A 16,456-nucleotide genomic window follows, 5' to 3' on the forward strand; every position below is an offset into this window, starting at 1 on the left:
TATGGATAAGAAATCTGCTCGTATCCGTCGTGCGACCCGCGCACGCCGCAAGCTCCAGGAGCTGGGCGCAACTCGCCTGGTGGTACATCGTACCCCGCGTCATATTTACGCACAGGTAATTGCACCGAACGGTTCTGAAGTTCTGGTAGCTGCTTCTACTGTAGAAAAAGCTATCGCTGAACAATTGAAGTACACCGGTAACAAAGACGCTGCTGCAGCTGTAGGTAAAGCTGTTGCTGAACGCGCTCTGGAAAAAGGCATCAAAGATGTTTCTTTTGACCGTTCCGGGTTCCAATATCATGGTCGTGTCCAGGCACTGGCAGATGCTGCCCGTGAAGCTGGCCTTCAGTTCTAAGGTAGAGGTGTAAGATGGCTCACATCGAAAAACAAGCTGGCGAACTGCAGGAAAAGCTGATCGCGGTTAACCGCGTATCTAAAACCGTTAAAGGTGGTCGTATTTTCTCCTTCACAGCTCTGACTGTAGTTGGTGATGGTAACGGTCGCGTTGGTTTTGGTTACGGTAAAGCGCGTGAAGTTCCAGCAGCGATCCAGAAAGCGATGGAAAAAGCCCGTCGCAATATGATTAACGTCGCGCTGAACCACGGCACCCTGCAGCACCCGGTTAAGGGTACTCACACGGGTTCTCGTGTATTCATGCAGCCGGCTTCCGAAGGTACCGGTATCATCGCCGGTGGTGCAATGCGCGCCGTTCTGGAAGTCGCTGGAGTTCGTAACGTTCTGGCTAAAGCGTATGGTTCTACTAACCCGATTAACGTGGTTCGTGCAACTATCGATGGCCTGGAAAATATGAAATCTCCGGAAATGGTCGCTGCCAAGCGTGGTAAATCCGTTGAAGAAATTCTGGGGAAATAAACCATGGCAAAGACTATTAAAATTACTCAAACCCGCAGTGCAATCGGTCGTCTGCCGAAACATAAGGCAACGCTGCTTGGCCTGGGTCTGCGTCGTATTGGTCACACCGTAGAGCGCGAGGATACTCCTGCTGTTCGTGGTATGGTCAACGCGGTTTCCTTCATGGTTAAAGTTGAGGAGTAAGAGATGCGTTTAAATACTCTGTCTCCGGCCGAAGGCTCTAAAAAAGCGGCTCGCCGCCTGGGTCGTGGTATCGGTTCTGGCCTCGGTAAAACCGGTGGTCGTGGTCACAAAGGTCAGAAGTCTCGTTCTGGCGGTGGCGTACGTCGCGGTTTCGAGGGTGGTCAGATGCCTCTGTACCGTCGTCTGCCGAAATTCGGCTTCACTTCACGTAAAGCAGCGATTACAGCCGAAGTTCGTCTGTCTGATCTGGCTAAAGTTGAAGGCGGTGTTGTAGACCTGAACACGCTGAAAGCAGCTAACATTATCGGTATCCAGATCGAGTTCGCGAAAGTGATTCTGGCTGGTGAAGTCACTACTCCGGTAACTGTTCGTGGCCTGCGTGTTACTAAAGGCGCTCGTGCTGCTATCGAAGCTGCTGGCGGTAAAATCGAGGAATAAGTAGCAGATGGCTAAACAACCGGGATTAGATTTTCAAAGTGCCAAAGGTGGCTTAGGCGAGCTGAAACGCAGACTGCTGTTTGTAATCGGCGCGCTGATTGTGTTCCGTATTGGCTCTTTCATTCCGATCCCTGGTATTGATGCCGCTGTACTTGCCAAACTGCTTGAGCAACAGCGAGGCACCATCATTGAAATGTTTAACATGTTCTCTGGTGGTGCTCTCAGCCGTGCTTCTATCTTTGCTCTGGGGATCATGCCGTATATTTCGGCGTCGATTATTATCCAGCTGCTGACGGTGGTTCATCCAACGCTGGCAGAAATTAAGAAAGAAGGGGAGTCTGGTCGTCGTAAGATCAGCCAGTACACCCGCTACGGTACTCTGGTGCTGGCAATATTCCAGTCGATCGGTATTGCTACCGGTCTGCCGAATATGCCTGGTATGCAGGGCCTGGTAATGAATCCAGGCTTTGCATTCTATTTCACCGCTGTTGTCAGTCTGGTTACAGGGACGATGTTCCTGATGTGGTTGGGCGAACAGATTACTGAACGTGGTATCGGCAACGGTATCTCAATCATTATCTTCGCCGGTATTGTCGCGGGACTCCCGCCAGCCATTGCCCATACTATCGAGCAAGCGCGTCAAGGCGACCTGCACTTCCTCGTGTTGCTGTTGGTTGCAGTATTAGTATTTGCAGTGACGTTCTTTGTTGTATTTGTTGAGCGTGGTCAACGCCGCATTGTGGTAAACTACGCGAAACGTCAGCAAGGTCGTCGTGTCTATGCTGCACAGAGCACACATTTACCGCTGAAAGTGAATATGGCGGGGGTAATCCCGGCAATCTTCGCTTCCAGTATTATTCTGTTCCCAGCGACCATCGCGTCATGGTTCGGGGGCGGGACTGGTTGGAACTGGCTGACAACAATTTCGCTGTATTTGCAGCCTGGGCAACCGCTTTATGTGTTACTCTATGCGTCTGCAATCATATTCTTCTGTTTCTTCTACACGGCGTTGGTTTTCAACCCGCGTGAAACAGCAGATAACCTGAAGAAGTCCGGTGCATTTGTACCAGGAATTCGTCCGGGAGAGCAAACGGCGAAGTATATCGATAAAGTAATGACCCGCCTGACTCTGGTTGGTGCGCTCTACATTACCTTTATCTGCCTGATCCCGGAGTTCATGCGTGATGCAATGAAAGTACCGTTCTACTTCGGTGGGACCTCACTGCTTATCGTTGTTGTCGTGATTATGGACTTTATGGCTCAAGTGCAAACTCTGATGATGTCAAGTCAGTACGAGTCTGCATTGAAGAAGGCGAATCTGAAAGGCTACGGCCGTTAACAGTCGCCCGAGAAGTTACGGAGAGTAAAAATGAAAGTTCGTGCTTCCGTCAAGAAATTATGCCGTAACTGCAAAATCGTTAAGCGTGATGGTGTCATCCGTGTGATTTGCAGTGCCGAGCCGAAGCATAAACAGCGCCAAGGCTGATTTATTCGCATATTTTTCTTGCAAAGTTGGGTTGAGCTGGCTAGATTAGCCAGCCAATCTTTTGTATGTCTGTGCGTTTCCATTTGAGTATCCTGAAAACGGGCTTTTCAGCATGGTGCGTACATATTAAATAGTAGGAGTGCATAGTGGCCCGTATAGCAGGCATTAACATTCCTGATCAGAAACATGCTGTGATCGCATTAACTTCGATCTACGGCGTCGGCAAGACCCGTTCTAAAGCCATTCTGGCTGCCGCGGGTATCGCTGAAGATGTTAAGATCAGTGAGCTGTCTGAAGAACAAATCGACACGCTGCGTGACGAAGTTGCCAAATTTGTCGTTGAAGGTGATCTGCGCCGTGAAGTTAGCATGAGCATCAAGCGCCTTATGGACCTTGGTTGCTATCGCGGTTTGCGTCATCGTCGTGGTCTCCCGGTTCGCGGTCAGCGTACCAAGACCAACGCACGTACCCGTAAGGGTCCGCGCAAACCGATCAAGAAATAATCGGGGTGATTGAATAATGGCAAAGGCACCAATTCGTGCACGTAAACGTGTAAGAAAACAAGTCTCTGACGGCGTGGCTCATATCCATGCTTCTTTTAACAACACCATCGTTACCATTACTGATCGTCAGGGTAACGCACTGGGTTGGGCAACAGCCGGTGGTTCCGGTTTCCGTGGTTCTCGCAAATCCACTCCGTTTGCAGCTCAGGTTGCAGCAGAGCGTTGCGCTGAAGCCGTAAAAGAATACGGTATCAAGAATCTGGAAGTTATGGTCAAAGGACCGGGTCCAGGTCGCGAATCTACTGTTCGTGCTCTGAACGCCGCTGGTTTCCGCATCACTAATATTACTGATGTGACTCCGATCCCTCATAACGGTTGTCGTCCGCCGAAAAAACGTCGCGTATAACGCTGTCGTTTCTAGGATTGTTGGAGAAAGAAAATGGCAAGATATTTGGGTCCTAAGCTCAAGCTGAGCCGTCGTGAGGGCACTGACTTATTCCTTAAGTCTGGCGTTCGCGCGATCGATACCAAGTGTAAAATTGAACAAGCTCCTGGCCAGCACGGTGCGCGTAAACCGCGTCTGTCTGACTATGGTGTGCAGTTGCGTGAAAAGCAAAAAGTTCGCCGTATCTACGGTGTGCTGGAGCGTCAGTTCCGTAACTACTACAAAGAAGCAGCACGTCTGAAAGGCAACACCGGTGAAAACCTGTTGGGTCTGCTGGAAGGTCGTCTGGACAACGTTGTATACCGTATGGGCTTCGGTGCCACTCGTGCAGAAGCACGTCAGCTGGTCAGCCATAAAGCAATTATGGTAAACGGTCGTGTTGTTAACATCGCTTCTTATCAGGTTAGTCCGAATGACGTTGTTAGCATTCGTGAGAAAGCGAAGAAGCAGTCTCGCGTGAAAGCCGCTCTGGAGCTGGCTGAGCAGCGTGAAAAGCCAACCTGGCTGGAAGTTGATGCTGGCAAGATGGAAGGTACGTTCAAGCGTAAGCCGGAGCGTTCTGATCTGTCTGCGGACATTAACGAACACCTGATCGTCGAGCTTTACTCCAAGTAAAGCTTAGTACCAAAGAGAGGACACAATGCAGGGTTCTGTGACAGAGTTTCTAAAACCGCGCCTGGTAGATATCGAGCAAGTGAGTTCGACGCACGCCAAGGTGACCCTTGAGCCTTTAGAGCGTGGCTTTGGCCATACTTTGGGTAACGCACTGCGCCGTATTCTGCTCTCATCGATGCCGGGTTGCGCGGTGACCGAGGTTGAGATTGATGGTGTACTACATGAGTACAGCACCAAAGAAGGCGTTCAGGAAGATATCCTGGAAATCCTGCTCAACCTGAAAGGGCTGGCGGTGAGAGTTCAGGGTAAAGATGACGTTATTCTTACCTTGAATAAATCTGGCATTGGCCCTGTGACTGCAGCCGACATTACCCATGATGGTGATGTCGAAATCGTCAAGCCACAGCACGTGATCTGCCACCTGACCGATGAGAATGCATCTATTAGCATGCGTATCAAAGTTCAGCGCGGTCGTGGTTATGTGCCGGCTTCTACCCGAATTCATTCGGAAGAAGATGAGCGCCCAATCGGCCGTCTGCTGGTCGACGCATGCTACAGCCCTGTAGAGCGTATTGCCTACAATGTTGAAGCAGCGCGTGTAGAACAGCGTACCGACCTGGACAAGCTGGTCATCGAAATGGAAACCAACGGCACAATCGATCCTGAAGAGGCGATTCGTCGTGCGGCAACCATTCTGGCTGAACAACTTGAAGCTTTCGTTGACTTACGTGATGTACGTCAGCCGGAAGTTAAAGAAGAGAAACCAGAATTCGATCCGATCCTGCTGCGCCCTGTTGACGATCTGGAATTGACTGTCCGCTCTGCTAACTGCCTCAAAGCAGAAGCTATCCACTATATCGGTGATCTGGTACAGCGTACTGAGGTTGAGCTTCTTAAGACGCCTAACCTTGGTAAAAAATCTCTTACTGAGATTAAAGACGTGCTGGCTTCCCGTGGACTGTCTCTGGGCATGCGCCTGGAAAACTGGCCACCGGCAAGCATCGCTGACGAGTAACCGGATCACAGGTTAAGGTTTTACTGAGAAGGATAAGGTCATGCGCCATCGTAAGAGTGGTCGTCAACTGAACCGCAACAGCAGCCATCGCCAGGCTATGTTCCGCAATATGGCAGGTTCACTGGTTCGTCATGAAATCATCAAGACGACTCTGCCGAAAGCGAAAGAGCTGCGTCGCGTAGTTGAGCCGCTGATTACTCTTGCCAAGACTGATAGCGTAGCTAATCGTCGTCTGGCATTCGCCCGTACTCGTGATAACGAGATCGTGGCAAAACTGTTTAACGAACTGGGCCCGCGTTTCGCGAGCCGCGCCGGTGGTTACACTCGCATTCTGAAGTGTGGCTTCCGTGCAGGCGACAACGCGCCGATGGCATACATCGAGCTGGTTGATCGTTCAGAGAAAACAGAAGCTGCTGCAGAGTAATCTGTAGTAACGTAAAAAAACCCGCCTCGGCGGGTTTTTTTATATCCGTCATATCCCCACTTACCTACAATATCTGTACTCTTTTTGTTCATCACTGGAGTGTTGTATGTGGTTACTGGACCAGTGGGCAGAGCGCCATATTATTGATGCACAGTCTAAAGGTGAGTTTGATGGTTTGCCTGGTACAGGAGAACCGTTGGTTCTTGACGATGATTCCCACATTCCGCCTGAACTTCGAGCCGGATTCCGTTTATTAAAAAATGCTGGATGTCTTCCTGCTGAGCTAGAGCAGCGCAGAGAGGCAATACAGCTGCTTGAAATACTTGCAGGGATCCGCAAAGATGATCCCCATTATCAGGAAGTGAGTCGAAGACTGTCACTACTGGAACTGAAACTTCGGCAAGCTGGACTCAGCACCGAGTTTTTACACGGTGAATACGCAGATAAGCTGCTACAGAAGATCAACGACGAATAGCGGAGATAGCATGTACCGTATTGGTGAATTAGCGAAACTGGCTGACGTGACGCCTGATACCATCCGCTACTATGAAAAGCAGCAGATGATGGAACATGAAATACGTACAGAAGGCGGGTTTCGTCTCTATACGGAAAGCGATCTTCAGCGTCTAAAGTTTATTCGCTATGCCCGTCAGCTTGGTTTCACTCTGGAATCGATCCGCGAACTGCTTTCGATCCGCATAGATCCCGAACACCATACCTGCCAGGAATCAAAAGGGATCGTCCAGGAAAGATTGCAGGAAGTGGAAGCGAGAATAGCTGAGCTTCAGGCGATGCAACGGTCGCTGCAGCGATTGAATGACGCGTGTTGTGGCAAGGCACACAGCAGCGTGTACTGCTCTATCCTTGAAGCACTTGAGCAAGGCGCCAGTGGATCGCCATCAGGCTGTTGATTTATTGAACGGTCAAGTCTAGACTCGCGGCGTAAATTACGACAACCGGAGGTATTATGAGTCGTTATCAGCACACTAAAGGGCAGATAAAAGATAACGCCATTGAGGCGCTTCTACATGACCCACTGTTCAGGCAGCGCGTTGAGAAAAATAAGAAAGGGAAAGGAAGTTATCTACGTAAAGGTAAACATGGTAACCGGGGTAACTGGGAGGCCAGTGGCAAGAAAGTCATTCACTTTTTTACCACTGGCCTTCTTGTTTCAGTGAGTGCTTAAGAGCGGTTATTCTGTTCTTTCAGCAGGTCACGAATTTCACTCAGCAATACTTCTTCTTTCGATGGCGCCGGCGGTGCTGCTGGCTCTTCCGCTTTTTTACGGTTCAGTTTGTTGATCAGCTTGATTGCCATAAAGATAGCAAACGCAACAATAACGAAATCAAAGATATTCTGAATAAATACACCGTAATGCATAACGACTGCAGGGATATCTCCCTGTGCATCACGTAGTGTTAAAGCAAACTGTTTAAAATCAATTCCACCAATTAACAACCCCAGCGGCGGCATGATGATATCGGCAACCAGTGATGAAACAATCTTCCCAAATGCCGCACCAATAATGACACCCACTGCCAAATCGACAACATTCCCGCGCATCGCGAATTCGCGAAATTCTTTAATAATGCTCATCTTATTCTCCCTATGCAGCTGACGTTTATAAGTTTAACAAATGTTTAGGCAATTTCCATTTATGTATTACCTAAATAGAAATTTATTAAACCATGAAAAATAAAGGGAAATAACTTAGGCGCAGTTTCAGCGCCCAAATTATTACAGGAAGAACGGACTTGGCTGGAATAGTCGCTCGACGTCGGTAATAAACTTTTTATCTGTCAGGAACATAATTACGTGATCGCCCTGTTCAATACGCAGGTTATCATTGGCAATCATCACATCGTTACCACGCACAACGGCGCCAATAATGGTTCCTGGTGGAAGTTTAATTTCATCAATTGAGCGACCCACAACCCGTGACGTCGTTTCATCACCGTGTGCAACGGCTTCAATGGCTTCCGCGACGCCACGGCGCAGTGAAGATACACCAACAATATCCGCTTTACGCACATGACTGAGCAGCGCAGAGATGGTTGCCTGCTGCGGTGAAATCGCAATATCGATCACGCTGCCTTGTACCAGATCGACGTATGCTCTGCGTTGGATCAACACCATCACTTTCTTGGCGCCCATCCGTTTGGCAAGCATCGCCGACATGATATTCGCTTCATCATCGTTGGTTACCGCAATGAACAGATCAACCTGATCGATATGTTCTTCCGCCAGCAGCTCTTGATCCGAGGCATCACCAAAAAAGACGATCGTATTTTGCAGTTTCTCTGCAAGCTCGGATGCGCGCTGTTGATTACGTTCAATCAGTTTGACGCTGTAATCTTTTTCTAGTCGCCGTGCCAGCCCGGCGCCAATATTACCACCGCCCACTAACATAATGCGTTTGTAAGGCTTTTCCAGACGCTGTAATTCGCTCATTACGGCGCGAATATGCTGCGAGGCCGCGATGAAGAAAACTTCATCACCCGCTTCAACAATGGTAGAACCTTGCGGACGGATCGGTCGGTCATGACGGAAAATCGCCGCAACGCGGGTATCGATGTGCGGCATATGCTCACGCATTGTCGACAGCGCATTACCAATCAGCGGCCCACCGTAATAGGCTTTCACCACGGCCAGGCTGACTTTTCCTTCGGCAAAATTCACTACCTGCAATGCGCCCGGATATTCAATCAGGCGATAAATGCTATCGATAACCAGTTGCTCAGGCGCAATCAGGTGATCGATAGGCACCGCATCAGATTGAAATAGCTTGTCCGCATCACGAACGTAATCCGGTGAACGAATACGAGCGATACGATTAGGCGTGTTAAACAGTGAATAAGCTACCTGGCAGGCAACCATATTTGTTTCATCTGAGCTGGTTACGGCAACCAGCATATCGGCATCGTCAGCACCGGCTTCACGTAGAACGCGGGGATGCGAACCATGCCCTTGCACGACACGGAGATCAAACTTGTCCTGCAGGCTACGCAGGCGCTCACCATTGGTATCGACTACCGTGATATCGTTGTTCTCTCCGACCAGGTTTTCAGCCAGCGTACCGCCAACTTGCCCTGCGCCCAGAATGATAATTTTCATCAGTCGCGACCCGTTATCTCATCACTTTTTGATTAGCTTAGCGTAAAAGAAGCCATCACCATCTTCCGCACTCGGTAAATTCTGACGTCCAGGTTTTTCCGGCGTACCGGTTACGCTTAATACCGCATCTGGCGTGCGCGCAAGGAAGGCGGCAATTTGCTGTTGGTTTTCTTCTGGCAGGATAGAGCAGGTTGCATAAACCAGCGTGCCGCCAGGTTTAAGATGTGGCCAGGTTGCATTCAGGATTTCAGCCTGCAACTGGGCAAGTTCAGCAATATCCCGGTCGCGACGTAGCCATTTGATATCCGGATGGCGACGGATCACTCCGGTGGCAGAACACGGAGCGTCCAGCAAAATACGGTCAAACTGTTGTTCACCGCACCACTGCTGTGGATAGCGGCCATCACCCTGTTTTACGGTTGCCTTCATACCCAGACGTTTTAGATTGTCGAAAACGCGCGATAAGCGTTTTTCATCAACATCGACAGCCATTACGTTAGCGTGCGGAGCAACTTCCAGAATGTGAGTGGTTTTGCCCCCCGGCGCACAGCATAGGTCGAGGATCTGTTCACCGTCCTCCGGCAACAGATAGTTTATGCATCCTTGAGCGGAAGCATCCTGGACGGTTACCCAGCCTTCATCAAAACCTGGGAGGGCGTGCACAGGAGCTGGCGTTTCCAGACGCACTGCATCCGGGTAATCTGGATGCGGGAAACCGGTTAATCCCGCTTCGGTCAGCAGGTCCAGCCAGGCATCGCGCGTATGATGGTTACGATTGACACGTAACCACATCGGCGGTCGCTGGTTATTGGCTTCAAGAATGGCTTCCCACTGCTGCGGATAAGCGGTCTTAATACGTTTCACCAGCCAGGAGGGGTGTAAGAAACGTAAATCGCTTTGAGAGAATTCAGCCAGTAGCTCTTCTTGACGGCGCTGAAACTGGCGCAGCACGCCGTTGATCAGCCCTTTAAGCTGCGGACGCTTAATAACGACTGCACCTTCTACGGTCTCTGCCAAAGCAGCATGCGGTGGAATACGAGTATGCAGCAGTTGGTAGAAGCCCACCATGATCAGATAGTGAACGGTGCGCTGTTTGCCCGTCATTGGACGTTCCATCAACTGCTGGATCATCCACTCCAGTTGGGAGAGTGTACGCAACACGCCGAAGCAAAGCTCCTGCAACAGTGCTTTGTCTTTATCGGCAACTTTTTGCTGCATGGCGGGCAGCACGTTGCTTAATGATTGTCCCTTTTCGACAACCTGTTCGACGGCCTGGGCCGCCATACTGCGTAAATTAAGATGTTTTTTCATAAGCGCAAAAATAAAAATGCCCGGAGATACCGGGCTTAACGAGATGAACCGTCATACCAGACGGTTACCGGGTACAAACCATTCCCGGCGCGAATTAAGCAGATCCTGCGCGCTCATGGCTTTTTTACCGGCAGGTTGCAAAGAGACGAGATTCAGGATGCCGTCGCCCGTTGCGACCTGGATACCCTGTTTTGTCGCCTCAAGAATAGTGCCTGGTGCGGCCTGTGTGTTCGCTGTAATAACCGTAGCTTGCCAGACTTTCACTGGCTGGCCGTCGATTTCAAGCCAACTCATTGGCCACGGGTTAAAGGCGCGGATGCAGCGTTCCAACTGAGCGGCTGAAAGCGACCAGTCGATACGGGCCTCTTCTTTGCTGAGTTTTTCTGCATGCGTAACCAGTGATTCATCTTGTACAACGGGTTTTATGGTGCCAGCCGCCAGCTGTTTTAGCGTTTCAATCAGCCCCTGAGGTCCTAAATCTGCCAGCTTATCGTATAACGAACCGCTGGTATCTTCTGCAGTTATCGGGCAGGACAGCTTAAGCAGCATATCACCGGTGTCGAGGCCAACATCCATCTGCATGATGGTCACACCAGTTTCGGCGTCGCCTGCCCACAGTGAGCGCTGGATTGGGGCTGCGCCACGCCAGCGTGGAAGCAGGGAACCGTGAACGTTGATACAACCCAGACGCGGCATTTCCAGTACGGCTTTTGGCAGTATCAGGCCATATGCTACCACTACCATCACGTCTGCGCGTAAATCAGCAACCAGCTGCTGGTTTTCCTGAGGACGAAGAGAGACGGGTTGGAAAACCGGTATCCCTTTTTCTTCCGCCAGCACTTTTACCGGGCTGGGCATCAGCTTTTTACCGCGTCCCGCCGGACGGTCCGGTTGGGTAAACACGCCAACGACGTTATGTCCAGAAGACAACAGCGCGTCGAGATGACGCGCTGCAAAGTCAGGTGTACCCGCAAAAATAATACGTAGTGAGTCTGACACGTTGATTCTTGTCCTTAAGCTCGGGCGTTCAGGCGGTCGAGTTTTTCAACTTTCTGACGAATGCGTTGTTGCTTCAACGGAGACAGATAATCGATAAACAGTTTACCGACCAGGTGATCCATTTCATGTTGAATGCAGATAGCCAGCAGGCCATCGGCTTCCAGTTCAAAAGATTTGCCGTTGCGATCGAGCGCACGAATTTTTACTTTCTCTGCGCGCGGTACTAACGCACGCTGTTCGGGAATAGACAGGCAGCCTTCTTCAATACCTGTTTCGCCGTCTTTTTCCAGCAGCTCTGGGTTAATGAGTACCAACTGCTCGTCGCGATTTTCAGAGACATCAATAACAATGATGCGCTGATGAATATCGACCTGAGTTGCTGCCAGACCGATACCTTCTTCGGCGTACATCGTTTCGAACATATCATCAACGATACGCTGAATTTCTGCATTCACTTCTTCGACCGGTTTTGCGACTTTGCGAAGGCGCTCGTCCGGAATATGTAACACTTGCAAAACTGACATAGTTATCCAGAGTTGTGTTCAGGAGTTGAAAAGATTATTACCTCTATTCTAGACAAAACCCCCTCTGATTGACAGCATCAGTGACCAATCGCAAAGATTGCCAGGACTGCTTGTGGCAGGGGAACAGGGATGACCAAAATCGAGATTTGGCTACGTTTAGCACAAGTGAATGAACTGTATGGTGATGAGATGGTGCGCGTTGCCCACTGGCTCAATACTCAGCCGTGTATTAACAACGTGGTACTTCATCATGCTGGACTCTCTCCCCGCCAGGCCCGGCGCTTTTTAACCTTTCCAGATCAGACGCTGGAAAAAACGCTGCGCTGGCTTGAACAGCCCAACCATCATTTTGTGGTTGCCGACAGCGAGCATTATCCGGCACAGCTCCGTGCAATTGAGGATTATCCTGGGGTGCTTTTTGTGGCAGGAAATCCCATATGCCTTAGCTCGTTTCAGGTTGCCGTCGTCGGTAGCCGACAGCACTCCTGGTATGGCGAACGCTGGGGGCGGCTGTTTTGTGAAAAGCTTGCAGCATGCGGCGTGACGATCACCAGCGGCCTGGCCCGGGGGATTGATGGTGTGGCGCACAATGCTGCGATAAACCGAGAGGGCACGAGTATTGCGGTGCTGGGAAATGGGCTTGAGACCATTCATCCACGACAGCATGTCCGTCTGGCTAAACGACTGATTGAGGCTGGAGGCGCACTGGTGTCTGAGTTCCCATTAGATACGCTTCCTTTGCCGCGCAATTTTCCCCGACGAAATCGCATTATTAGTGGTCTAAGTAAAGGAGTCCTGGTTGTAGAAGCTGCTCAGCGTAGCGGGTCACTGGTCACTGCGCGTTGCGCACTGGAACAAGGGCGGGAGGTTTTTGCGTTGCCTGGACCGATTGGGAGTCCGGGAAGTGAAGGTCCACATTGGCTTATTCAGCAGGGAGCCACGCTTGTGACGGCCCCAGAAGAAATTCTGGAAAATTTGCAATATGGGCTGCAATGGTTGCCAGATGAACCTGAAAAATCAATTTATTCGCCAGATCACGAAGAGGTGGCATTGCCATTTCCGGAGCTCCTGGCTAACGTAGGAGATGAGGTAACACCTGTTGACGTCGTCGCTGAACGTGCCGGCCAACCTGTGCCAGAGGTAGTGGCTCAACTGCTCGAACTGGAGTTAGCAGGATGGATCGCAGCTGTACCCGGCGGCTATGTCCGATTGAGGAGGGCATGCCATGTTCGACGTACTAATGTATTTGTTTGAGACATATATCCATAACGAAGCTGAGCTGCGTGTGGATCAGGACAAACTGGAACGGGATCTTACCGACGCTGGTTTTGATCGTGAAGACATCTACAACGCGTTACTTTGGCTGGAAAAGCTTGCTGATTATCAGGATGGTCTTGCCGAACCTATGCAGCTGGCATCTGATCCTCTTTCTATACGTATTTATACCGCAGAAGAGTGCGATCGACTGGATGCAAGCTGTAGAGGGTTCCTGCTATTCCTGGAACAGATTCAGGTGCTAAACCTCGAAACACGAGAAATGGTCATTGAGCGCGTACTCGCGCTGGATACGGCAGAGTTCGATCTGGAAGACCTGAAGTGGGTGATCCTGATGGTGCTTTTCAATATTCCAGGTTGTGAAAATGCCTATCAGCAAATGGAAGAATTACTCTTTGAAGTGAATGAAGGTATGCTGCATTAATCAATCTTTATTCAGTATGAGTTGTTATGGCTAAATCAGCACTGTTTACGGTGCGTAAAAACGAGCCCTGCCCACAATGCGGGGCTGAACTGGTTATTCGTTCCGGGAAGCACGGTCCGTTTCTCGGTTGTTCACACTATCCAGAATGCGATTACATCCGTCCGTTGAAATCTTCCGCGGACGGACATATTGTCAAAGTTCTGGAGGGTAAGCTTTGTCCTGCATGTGGCGCCGAGCTGGTGCTGAGACAGGGAAGATTCGGGATGTTTATTGGATGCAGCGATTATCCAACGTGTGAACACACCGAACTTATCGACAAGCCAGATGAAACAGCAATAGTCTGTCCTCAATGCCAGACTGGCCACCTGGTCCAGCGGCGTTCCCGTTATGGCAAAACGTTTTACTCCTGCGATCGCTATCCGGAGTGCCAGTTTGTCATTAATTTCAAACCGTTAGCCGGAGAGTGTCCTGAGTGCCATTATCCGCTACTCATCGAAAAGAAAACCGCGCAGGGTGTGAAGCATTTCTGTGCCAGTAAACAATGTGGAAAGCCGTTCTCGGCGGAATAAAAAAGTGAATAATAACCTGCCCACAGGCCCTATCGCTGCTGCGATAGCGGTTCTGAAACAAGAAAAAGTCATCGCCTATCCAACAGAAGCTGTATTTGGTGTCGGCTGCGATCCCGACAGCGAAACGGCTGTTACCCGTCTGTTGGCGCTAAAACAACGCCCAGTCGATAAAGGCTTAATTTTGATTGCGGCAAATTTTGACCAGCTCAAGCCCTATATTGACGATAGCACGCTTTCAGATGCTCAACGTGAGGCTGTGTTCGCTCGCTGGCCTGGTCCTGTCACCTTCGTTTTCCCTGCGCCCGCGACTACGCCTCGTTGGTTGACCGGTCGTTTTGACTCGCTGGCCGTGCGAGTCACCGATCATCCGCTGGTGGTTGCATTGTGCCAGGCTTATGGCAAACCGTTAGTCTCCACCAGTGCTAATTTGAGTGGCTTACCGCCTTGCAGAACGGTAGAGGAAGTCCGCGCGCAGTTTGGTACAGACTTTCCCGTAGTTGAAGGGGAGACCGGAGGGCGTTTGAATCCTTCGGAGATCCGTGATGCTCTGACCGGTGAACAGTTTCGACAGGGGTAATATGAAAGAAGCCTATGCTGTTTTTGGTAATCCGATAGCGCACAGTAAATCGCCCTTTATTCATCAGCAATTTGCAGAGCAGTTGAAAATTGATCATTCCTATGGACGTGTACTGGCACCTATCAATGATTTTGTGAATACGCTGAATGCCTTTTTTGCTGAAGGCGGGAAGGGGGCAAATGTCACTGTGCCTTTTAAGGAAGAGGCGTTTGCGCGTGCCGATGAATTAACGGAGCGGGCATCGCTTGCTGGAGCGGTCAATACTCTTAAACGACTTGAGGATGGGCGTTTACTGGGAGATAACACGGATGGTATCGGCTTATTAAGCGATCTTGAACGTTTATCTTTCATTCGCCCCGGATCGCGAGTTCTGTTGATTGGTGCCGGTGGCGCATCCCGGGGGGTTTTATTACCTCTTCTTTCTCTGGATTGTGCGGTAACCATCGTTAACCGTACTGCTTCGCGCGCAGAAGAACTGGCACAAATCTTCTCCCATACCGGCAGCGTGCAGGCGGTGGGAATGGACGATCTTGATAATTACAGTTTTGATTTAATTATTAATGCGACATCTAGCGGAATTAGCGGTGAGGTACCAGCCATTCCGACATCGCTTATTCACTCCTCTGTCTATTGCTATGACATGTTTTATCAGCAAGGGAATACACCGTTCCTTTCCTGGTGTGCTGAACATGGGGCGAAACAGTATGCCGATGGTCTGGGGATGCTGGTGGGACAAGCAGCGCACGCCGTTTTACTCTGGCATGGTGTATTGCCACAGATTGAGCCCGTCATCAAAAGCATGCAACAGGAAATGTCGGCATGAATCAGGCGATCCAGTTTCCCGATCGAGAAGAATGGCTGACGGATATTAGCGCCGTTGTTTTCCCTGCGTTGGTCCATGGTATGCAGTTAACATGCGCTATATCAGGGGAGACGTTGGCGTCCCGCTTTGGCGGCTGCACGCCTGAACAATGGCTGGAAATCTTTCAACAGCATCGCTGGGACCTGGAAGAAGAGGCCGAAGCATTGATCCAGGACCAGCAGGAAGACTCTCAGGGTTGGGTTTGGTTACTCTGATTTAAATACTCATCTTTCCATTTAACGTAGTTGTTAGCAGAGTATTTTAAGCCTGCTTTCTCTTCGTCACTTAATGGCCGGATCTGTTTAACCGGGCTACCCAGGTACAGATATCCACTCTCCAGGCGTTTGTTTTGCGGCACCAGGCTTCCTGCCCCAATCATAACGTCGTCTTCTACCACTACGCCGTCCAATAAAATTGATCCCATACCGACCAATACGCGGTTGCCAACGATGCAGCCGTGTAGCATGACTTTATGACCGACCGTCACATCCTCACCCACGATCAATGGATTACCTTGCGGATTAGATGTGGATTTATGTGTGACATGGAGAACGCTGCCGTCCTGAATGTTTGTACGGGCGCCGATTTGTACATAGTTGACGTCGCCACGAATCGCAACCAACGGCCAAATCCCGACGTCATCAGCCAAACGAGTATCACCAATGACGACGCTACTGGTGTCGATCATCACGCGTTTTCCGATCTGTGGGAAAAGATCCTTATAAGGACGTAATACATCAGACATGTTTACCTCAACAAAAATAGAGCAGTAATGAAGACTTTGGTTGGATTATCGAGACTGTGCAAGTGATTTAGCTA

General features: G+C 50.2%; 26 protein-coding genes. 20 read left to right on the plus strand and 6 right to left on the minus strand.

Annotation, left to right across the window (positions count from 1 at the left end):
• Position 1 precedes the first annotated feature (1 nt).
• From rplR to arfA, 14 genes are all read left to right on the plus strand, one after another.
• Positions 2 to 355 carry a 50S ribosomal protein L18 gene (gene rplR, locus HV243_RS01965; protein WP_000358960.1) on the plus strand — a complete coding sequence of 118 codons (354 nt, stop codon included), beginning with the start codon at positions 2 to 4 and terminating at the stop codon, positions 353 to 355.
• A gap of 14 nt (positions 356 to 369) precedes the next feature.
• Positions 370 to 873, plus strand: a complete 504-nt coding sequence (gene rpsE, locus HV243_RS01970; RefSeq protein WP_003031131.1) for a 30S ribosomal protein S5 — start codon at positions 370 to 372, stop codon at positions 871 to 873.
• A 3-nt stretch (positions 874 to 876) separates the two neighbouring features.
• Entirely contained in the window at positions 877 to 1,056 is a 180-nt protein-coding gene (rpmD, locus tag HV243_RS01975; protein WP_001140434.1) for a 50S ribosomal protein L30, read from the plus strand.
• 3 nt (positions 1,057 to 1,059) lie between these two features.
• Complete coding sequence (gene rplO, locus HV243_RS01980) at positions 1,060 to 1,494, plus strand: 50S ribosomal protein L15 (protein ID WP_003031132.1); 435 nt, start codon at positions 1,060 to 1,062, stop codon at positions 1,492 to 1,494.
• A gap of 7 nt (positions 1,495 to 1,501) precedes the next feature.
• A complete protein-coding gene (secY, locus tag HV243_RS01985) occupies positions 1,502 to 2,833 on the plus strand; it encodes a preprotein translocase subunit SecY (protein ID WP_001118864.1) in 1,332 nt (443 codons plus the stop codon).
• A gap of 30 nt (positions 2,834 to 2,863) precedes the next feature.
• Positions 2,864 to 2,980, plus strand: a complete 117-nt coding sequence (rpmJ, locus tag HV243_RS01990; RefSeq protein ID WP_000868187.1) for a 50S ribosomal protein L36 — start codon at positions 2,864 to 2,866, stop codon at positions 2,978 to 2,980.
• Positions 2,981 to 3,126: 146 nt separating this feature from the next.
• Positions 3,127 to 3,483 (plus strand): 30S ribosomal protein S13, encoded by a 357-nt coding sequence (rpsM, locus tag HV243_RS01995; RefSeq protein WP_003031135.1) that lies wholly within the window; start codon positions 3,127 to 3,129, stop codon positions 3,481 to 3,483.
• Positions 3,484 to 3,499: 16 nt separating this feature from the next.
• A complete protein-coding gene (gene rpsK / locus HV243_RS02000; RefSeq protein ID WP_003031137.1) occupies positions 3,500 to 3,889 on the plus strand; it encodes a 30S ribosomal protein S11 in 390 nt (129 codons plus the stop codon).
• A 33-nt stretch (positions 3,890 to 3,922) separates the two neighbouring features.
• On the plus strand, positions 3,923 to 4,543 hold the full coding sequence (gene rpsD, locus HV243_RS02005; protein WP_003031138.1) for a 30S ribosomal protein S4: 621 nt from the start codon (positions 3,923 to 3,925) through the stop codon (positions 4,541 to 4,543).
• Between the two features lie 25 nt (positions 4,544 to 4,568).
• Positions 4,569 to 5,558: a DNA-directed RNA polymerase subunit alpha gene (rpoA, locus tag HV243_RS02010; RefSeq protein WP_003031139.1), complete on the plus strand. Its 990-nt coding sequence runs from the start codon at positions 4,569 to 4,571 to the stop codon at positions 5,556 to 5,558.
• A 40-nt stretch (positions 5,559 to 5,598) separates the two neighbouring features.
• Positions 5,599 to 5,982, plus strand: coding sequence for a 50S ribosomal protein L17 (gene rplQ / locus HV243_RS02015; protein WP_001216370.1), 384 nt, complete (start codon positions 5,599 to 5,601; stop codon positions 5,980 to 5,982).
• 106 nt (positions 5,983 to 6,088) lie between these two features.
• Complete coding sequence (locus HV243_RS02020) at positions 6,089 to 6,457, plus strand: DUF1992 domain-containing protein (protein ID WP_047358917.1); 369 nt, start codon at positions 6,089 to 6,091, stop codon at positions 6,455 to 6,457.
• A 10-nt stretch (positions 6,458 to 6,467) separates the two neighbouring features.
• The gene (zntR, locus tag HV243_RS02025; RefSeq protein ID WP_016154744.1) at positions 6,468 to 6,893 is read left to right on the plus strand and encodes a Zn(2+)-responsive transcriptional regulator; all 426 of its coding nucleotides are present in this window, start codon (positions 6,468 to 6,470) and stop codon (positions 6,891 to 6,893) included.
• Between the two features lie 56 nt (positions 6,894 to 6,949).
• A complete protein-coding gene (gene arfA / locus HV243_RS02030) occupies positions 6,950 to 7,168 on the plus strand; it encodes an alternative ribosome-rescue factor ArfA (protein WP_016157605.1) in 219 nt (72 codons plus the stop codon).
• On the opposite strand, the gene mscL is transcribed toward arfA, so the two are convergent.
• From mscL to def, 5 genes are all read right to left on the minus strand, one after another.
• On the minus strand, positions 7,165 to 7,578 hold the full coding sequence (gene mscL / locus HV243_RS02035) for a large-conductance mechanosensitive channel protein MscL (protein WP_016154742.1): 414 nt from the start codon (positions 7,576 to 7,578) through the stop codon (positions 7,165 to 7,167). The genes arfA and mscL overlap by 4 nt on opposite strands.
• A gap of 141 nt (positions 7,579 to 7,719) precedes the next feature.
• Positions 7,720 to 9,096, minus strand: a complete 1,377-nt coding sequence (trkA, locus tag HV243_RS02040; protein ID WP_003031153.1) for a Trk system potassium transporter TrkA — start codon at positions 9,094 to 9,096, stop codon at positions 7,720 to 7,722.
• A gap of 21 nt (positions 9,097 to 9,117) precedes the next feature.
• Complete coding sequence (gene rsmB / locus HV243_RS02045; protein ID WP_016154741.1) at positions 9,118 to 10,407, minus strand: 16S rRNA (cytosine(967)-C(5))-methyltransferase RsmB; 1,290 nt, start codon at positions 10,405 to 10,407, stop codon at positions 9,118 to 9,120.
• Between the two features lie 51 nt (positions 10,408 to 10,458).
• Complete coding sequence (gene fmt / locus HV243_RS02050; RefSeq protein ID WP_047501513.1) at positions 10,459 to 11,406, minus strand: methionyl-tRNA formyltransferase; 948 nt, start codon at positions 11,404 to 11,406, stop codon at positions 10,459 to 10,461.
• Between the two features lie 14 nt (positions 11,407 to 11,420).
• Positions 11,421 to 11,930 carry a peptide deformylase gene (gene def / locus HV243_RS02055; RefSeq protein ID WP_003031159.1) on the minus strand — a complete coding sequence of 170 codons (510 nt, stop codon included), beginning with the start codon at positions 11,928 to 11,930 and terminating at the stop codon, positions 11,421 to 11,423.
• A 129-nt stretch (positions 11,931 to 12,059) separates the two neighbouring features.
• Here def and dprA point away from each other — a divergent pair, with 129 nt between their 5' ends.
• Genes dprA through HV243_RS02085 form a run of 6 tightly spaced genes read left to right on the plus strand, consistent with a single transcriptional unit; the run spans position 12,060 to position 15,852 of the window.
• On the plus strand, positions 12,060 to 13,184 hold the full coding sequence (dprA, locus tag HV243_RS02060; RefSeq protein WP_019078182.1) for a DNA-protecting protein DprA: 1,125 nt from the start codon (positions 12,060 to 12,062) through the stop codon (positions 13,182 to 13,184).
• Positions 13,156 to 13,629: a DUF494 family protein Smg gene (gene smg, locus HV243_RS02065; RefSeq protein WP_003031162.1), complete on the plus strand. Its 474-nt coding sequence runs from the start codon at positions 13,156 to 13,158 to the stop codon at positions 13,627 to 13,629. Before dprA ends, smg begins: the two co-directional genes overlap by 29 nt.
• Before the next feature lie 26 nt (positions 13,630 to 13,655).
• Entirely contained in the window at positions 13,656 to 14,198 is a 543-nt protein-coding gene (locus HV243_RS02070) for a type I DNA topoisomerase (RefSeq protein WP_016154737.1), read from the plus strand.
• A gap of 4 nt (positions 14,199 to 14,202) precedes the next feature.
• Complete coding sequence (tsaC, locus tag HV243_RS02075) at positions 14,203 to 14,775, plus strand: L-threonylcarbamoyladenylate synthase type 1 TsaC (RefSeq protein WP_019078184.1); 573 nt, start codon at positions 14,203 to 14,205, stop codon at positions 14,773 to 14,775.
• Position 14,776: 1 nt separating this feature from the next.
• Entirely contained in the window at positions 14,777 to 15,598 is an 822-nt protein-coding gene (gene aroE, locus HV243_RS02080; protein WP_053388934.1) for a shikimate dehydrogenase, read from the plus strand.
• A complete protein-coding gene (locus tag HV243_RS02085; RefSeq protein ID WP_019078185.1) occupies positions 15,595 to 15,852 on the plus strand; it encodes a DUF1488 domain-containing protein in 258 nt (85 codons plus the stop codon). The genes aroE and HV243_RS02085 overlap by 4 nt, the downstream gene beginning before the upstream one ends.
• On the opposite strand, the gene HV243_RS02090 is transcribed toward HV243_RS02085, so the two are convergent.
• Positions 15,828 to 16,382, minus strand: coding sequence for a gamma carbonic anhydrase family protein (locus HV243_RS02090; protein WP_016154733.1), 555 nt, complete (start codon positions 16,380 to 16,382; stop codon positions 15,828 to 15,830). The two genes, HV243_RS02085 and HV243_RS02090, sit on opposite strands and share 25 nt — an antisense overlap.
• Between the last annotated feature and the right edge of the window lie 74 nt (positions 16,383 to 16,456).

The organism is Citrobacter sp. RHBSTW-00599 (genome assembly GCF_013784065.1).
Classification (GTDB): Bacteria; Pseudomonadota; Gammaproteobacteria; order Enterobacterales; family Enterobacteriaceae; genus Citrobacter; species Citrobacter braakii.

Bases quoted from the DNA above. Each gene is read 5' to 3' on its own strand.
- rplR (WP_000358960.1), top strand. From the start codon at position 2: ATGGATAAGAAATCTGCTCGTATCCGTCGTGCGACCCGCGCACGCCGC.
- HV243_RS02070 (WP_016154737.1), top strand. From the start codon at position 13,656: ATGGCTAAATCAGCACTGTTTACGGTGCGTAAAAACGAGCCCTGCCCA.
- aroE (WP_053388934.1), top strand. From the start codon at position 14,777: ATGAAAGAAGCCTATGCTGTTTTTGGTAATCCGATAGCGCACAGTAAA.
- rpsD (WP_003031138.1), top strand. From the start codon at position 3,923: ATGGCAAGATATTTGGGTCCTAAGCTCAAGCTGAGCCGTCGTGAGGGC.
- rplQ (WP_001216370.1), top strand. From the start codon at position 5,599: ATGCGCCATCGTAAGAGTGGTCGTCAACTGAACCGCAACAGCAGCCAT.
- arfA (WP_016157605.1), top strand. From the start codon at position 6,950: ATGAGTCGTTATCAGCACACTAAAGGGCAGATAAAAGATAACGCCATT.
- zntR (WP_016154744.1), top strand. From the start codon at position 6,468: ATGTACCGTATTGGTGAATTAGCGAAACTGGCTGACGTGACGCCTGAT.
- mscL (WP_016154742.1), bottom strand. From the start codon at position 7,578: ATGAGCATTATTAAAGAATTTCGCGAATTCGCGATGCGCGGGAATGTT.
- rpoA (WP_003031139.1), top strand. From the start codon at position 4,569: ATGCAGGGTTCTGTGACAGAGTTTCTAAAACCGCGCCTGGTAGATATC.
- rplO (WP_003031132.1), top strand. From the start codon at position 1,060: ATGCGTTTAAATACTCTGTCTCCGGCCGAAGGCTCTAAAAAAGCGGCT.
- rpmJ (WP_000868187.1), top strand. From the start codon at position 2,864: ATGAAAGTTCGTGCTTCCGTCAAGAAATTATGCCGTAACTGCAAAATC.
- HV243_RS02090 (WP_016154733.1), bottom strand. From the start codon at position 16,382: ATGTCTGATGTATTACGTCCTTATAAGGATCTTTTCCCACAGATCGGA.
- rpsK (WP_003031137.1), top strand. From the start codon at position 3,500: ATGGCAAAGGCACCAATTCGTGCACGTAAACGTGTAAGAAAACAAGTC.
- dprA (WP_019078182.1), top strand. From the start codon at position 12,060: ATGACCAAAATCGAGATTTGGCTACGTTTAGCACAAGTGAATGAACTG.
- trkA (WP_003031153.1), bottom strand. From the start codon at position 9,096: ATGAAAATTATCATTCTGGGCGCAGGGCAAGTTGGCGGTACGCTGGCT.
- rpsE (WP_003031131.1), top strand. From the start codon at position 370: ATGGCTCACATCGAAAAACAAGCTGGCGAACTGCAGGAAAAGCTGATC.
- HV243_RS02020 (WP_047358917.1), top strand. From the start codon at position 6,089: ATGTGGTTACTGGACCAGTGGGCAGAGCGCCATATTATTGATGCACAG.
- def (WP_003031159.1), bottom strand. From the start codon at position 11,930: ATGTCAGTTTTGCAAGTGTTACATATTCCGGACGAGCGCCTTCGCAAA.
- HV243_RS02085 (WP_019078185.1), top strand. From the start codon at position 15,595: ATGAATCAGGCGATCCAGTTTCCCGATCGAGAAGAATGGCTGACGGAT.
- smg (WP_003031162.1), top strand. From the start codon at position 13,156: ATGTTCGACGTACTAATGTATTTGTTTGAGACATATATCCATAACGAA.
- rsmB (WP_016154741.1), bottom strand. From the start codon at position 10,407: ATGAAAAAACATCTTAATTTACGCAGTATGGCGGCCCAGGCCGTCGAA.
- rpmD (WP_001140434.1), top strand. From the start codon at position 877: ATGGCAAAGACTATTAAAATTACTCAAACCCGCAGTGCAATCGGTCGT.
- secY (WP_001118864.1), top strand. From the start codon at position 1,502: ATGGCTAAACAACCGGGATTAGATTTTCAAAGTGCCAAAGGTGGCTTA.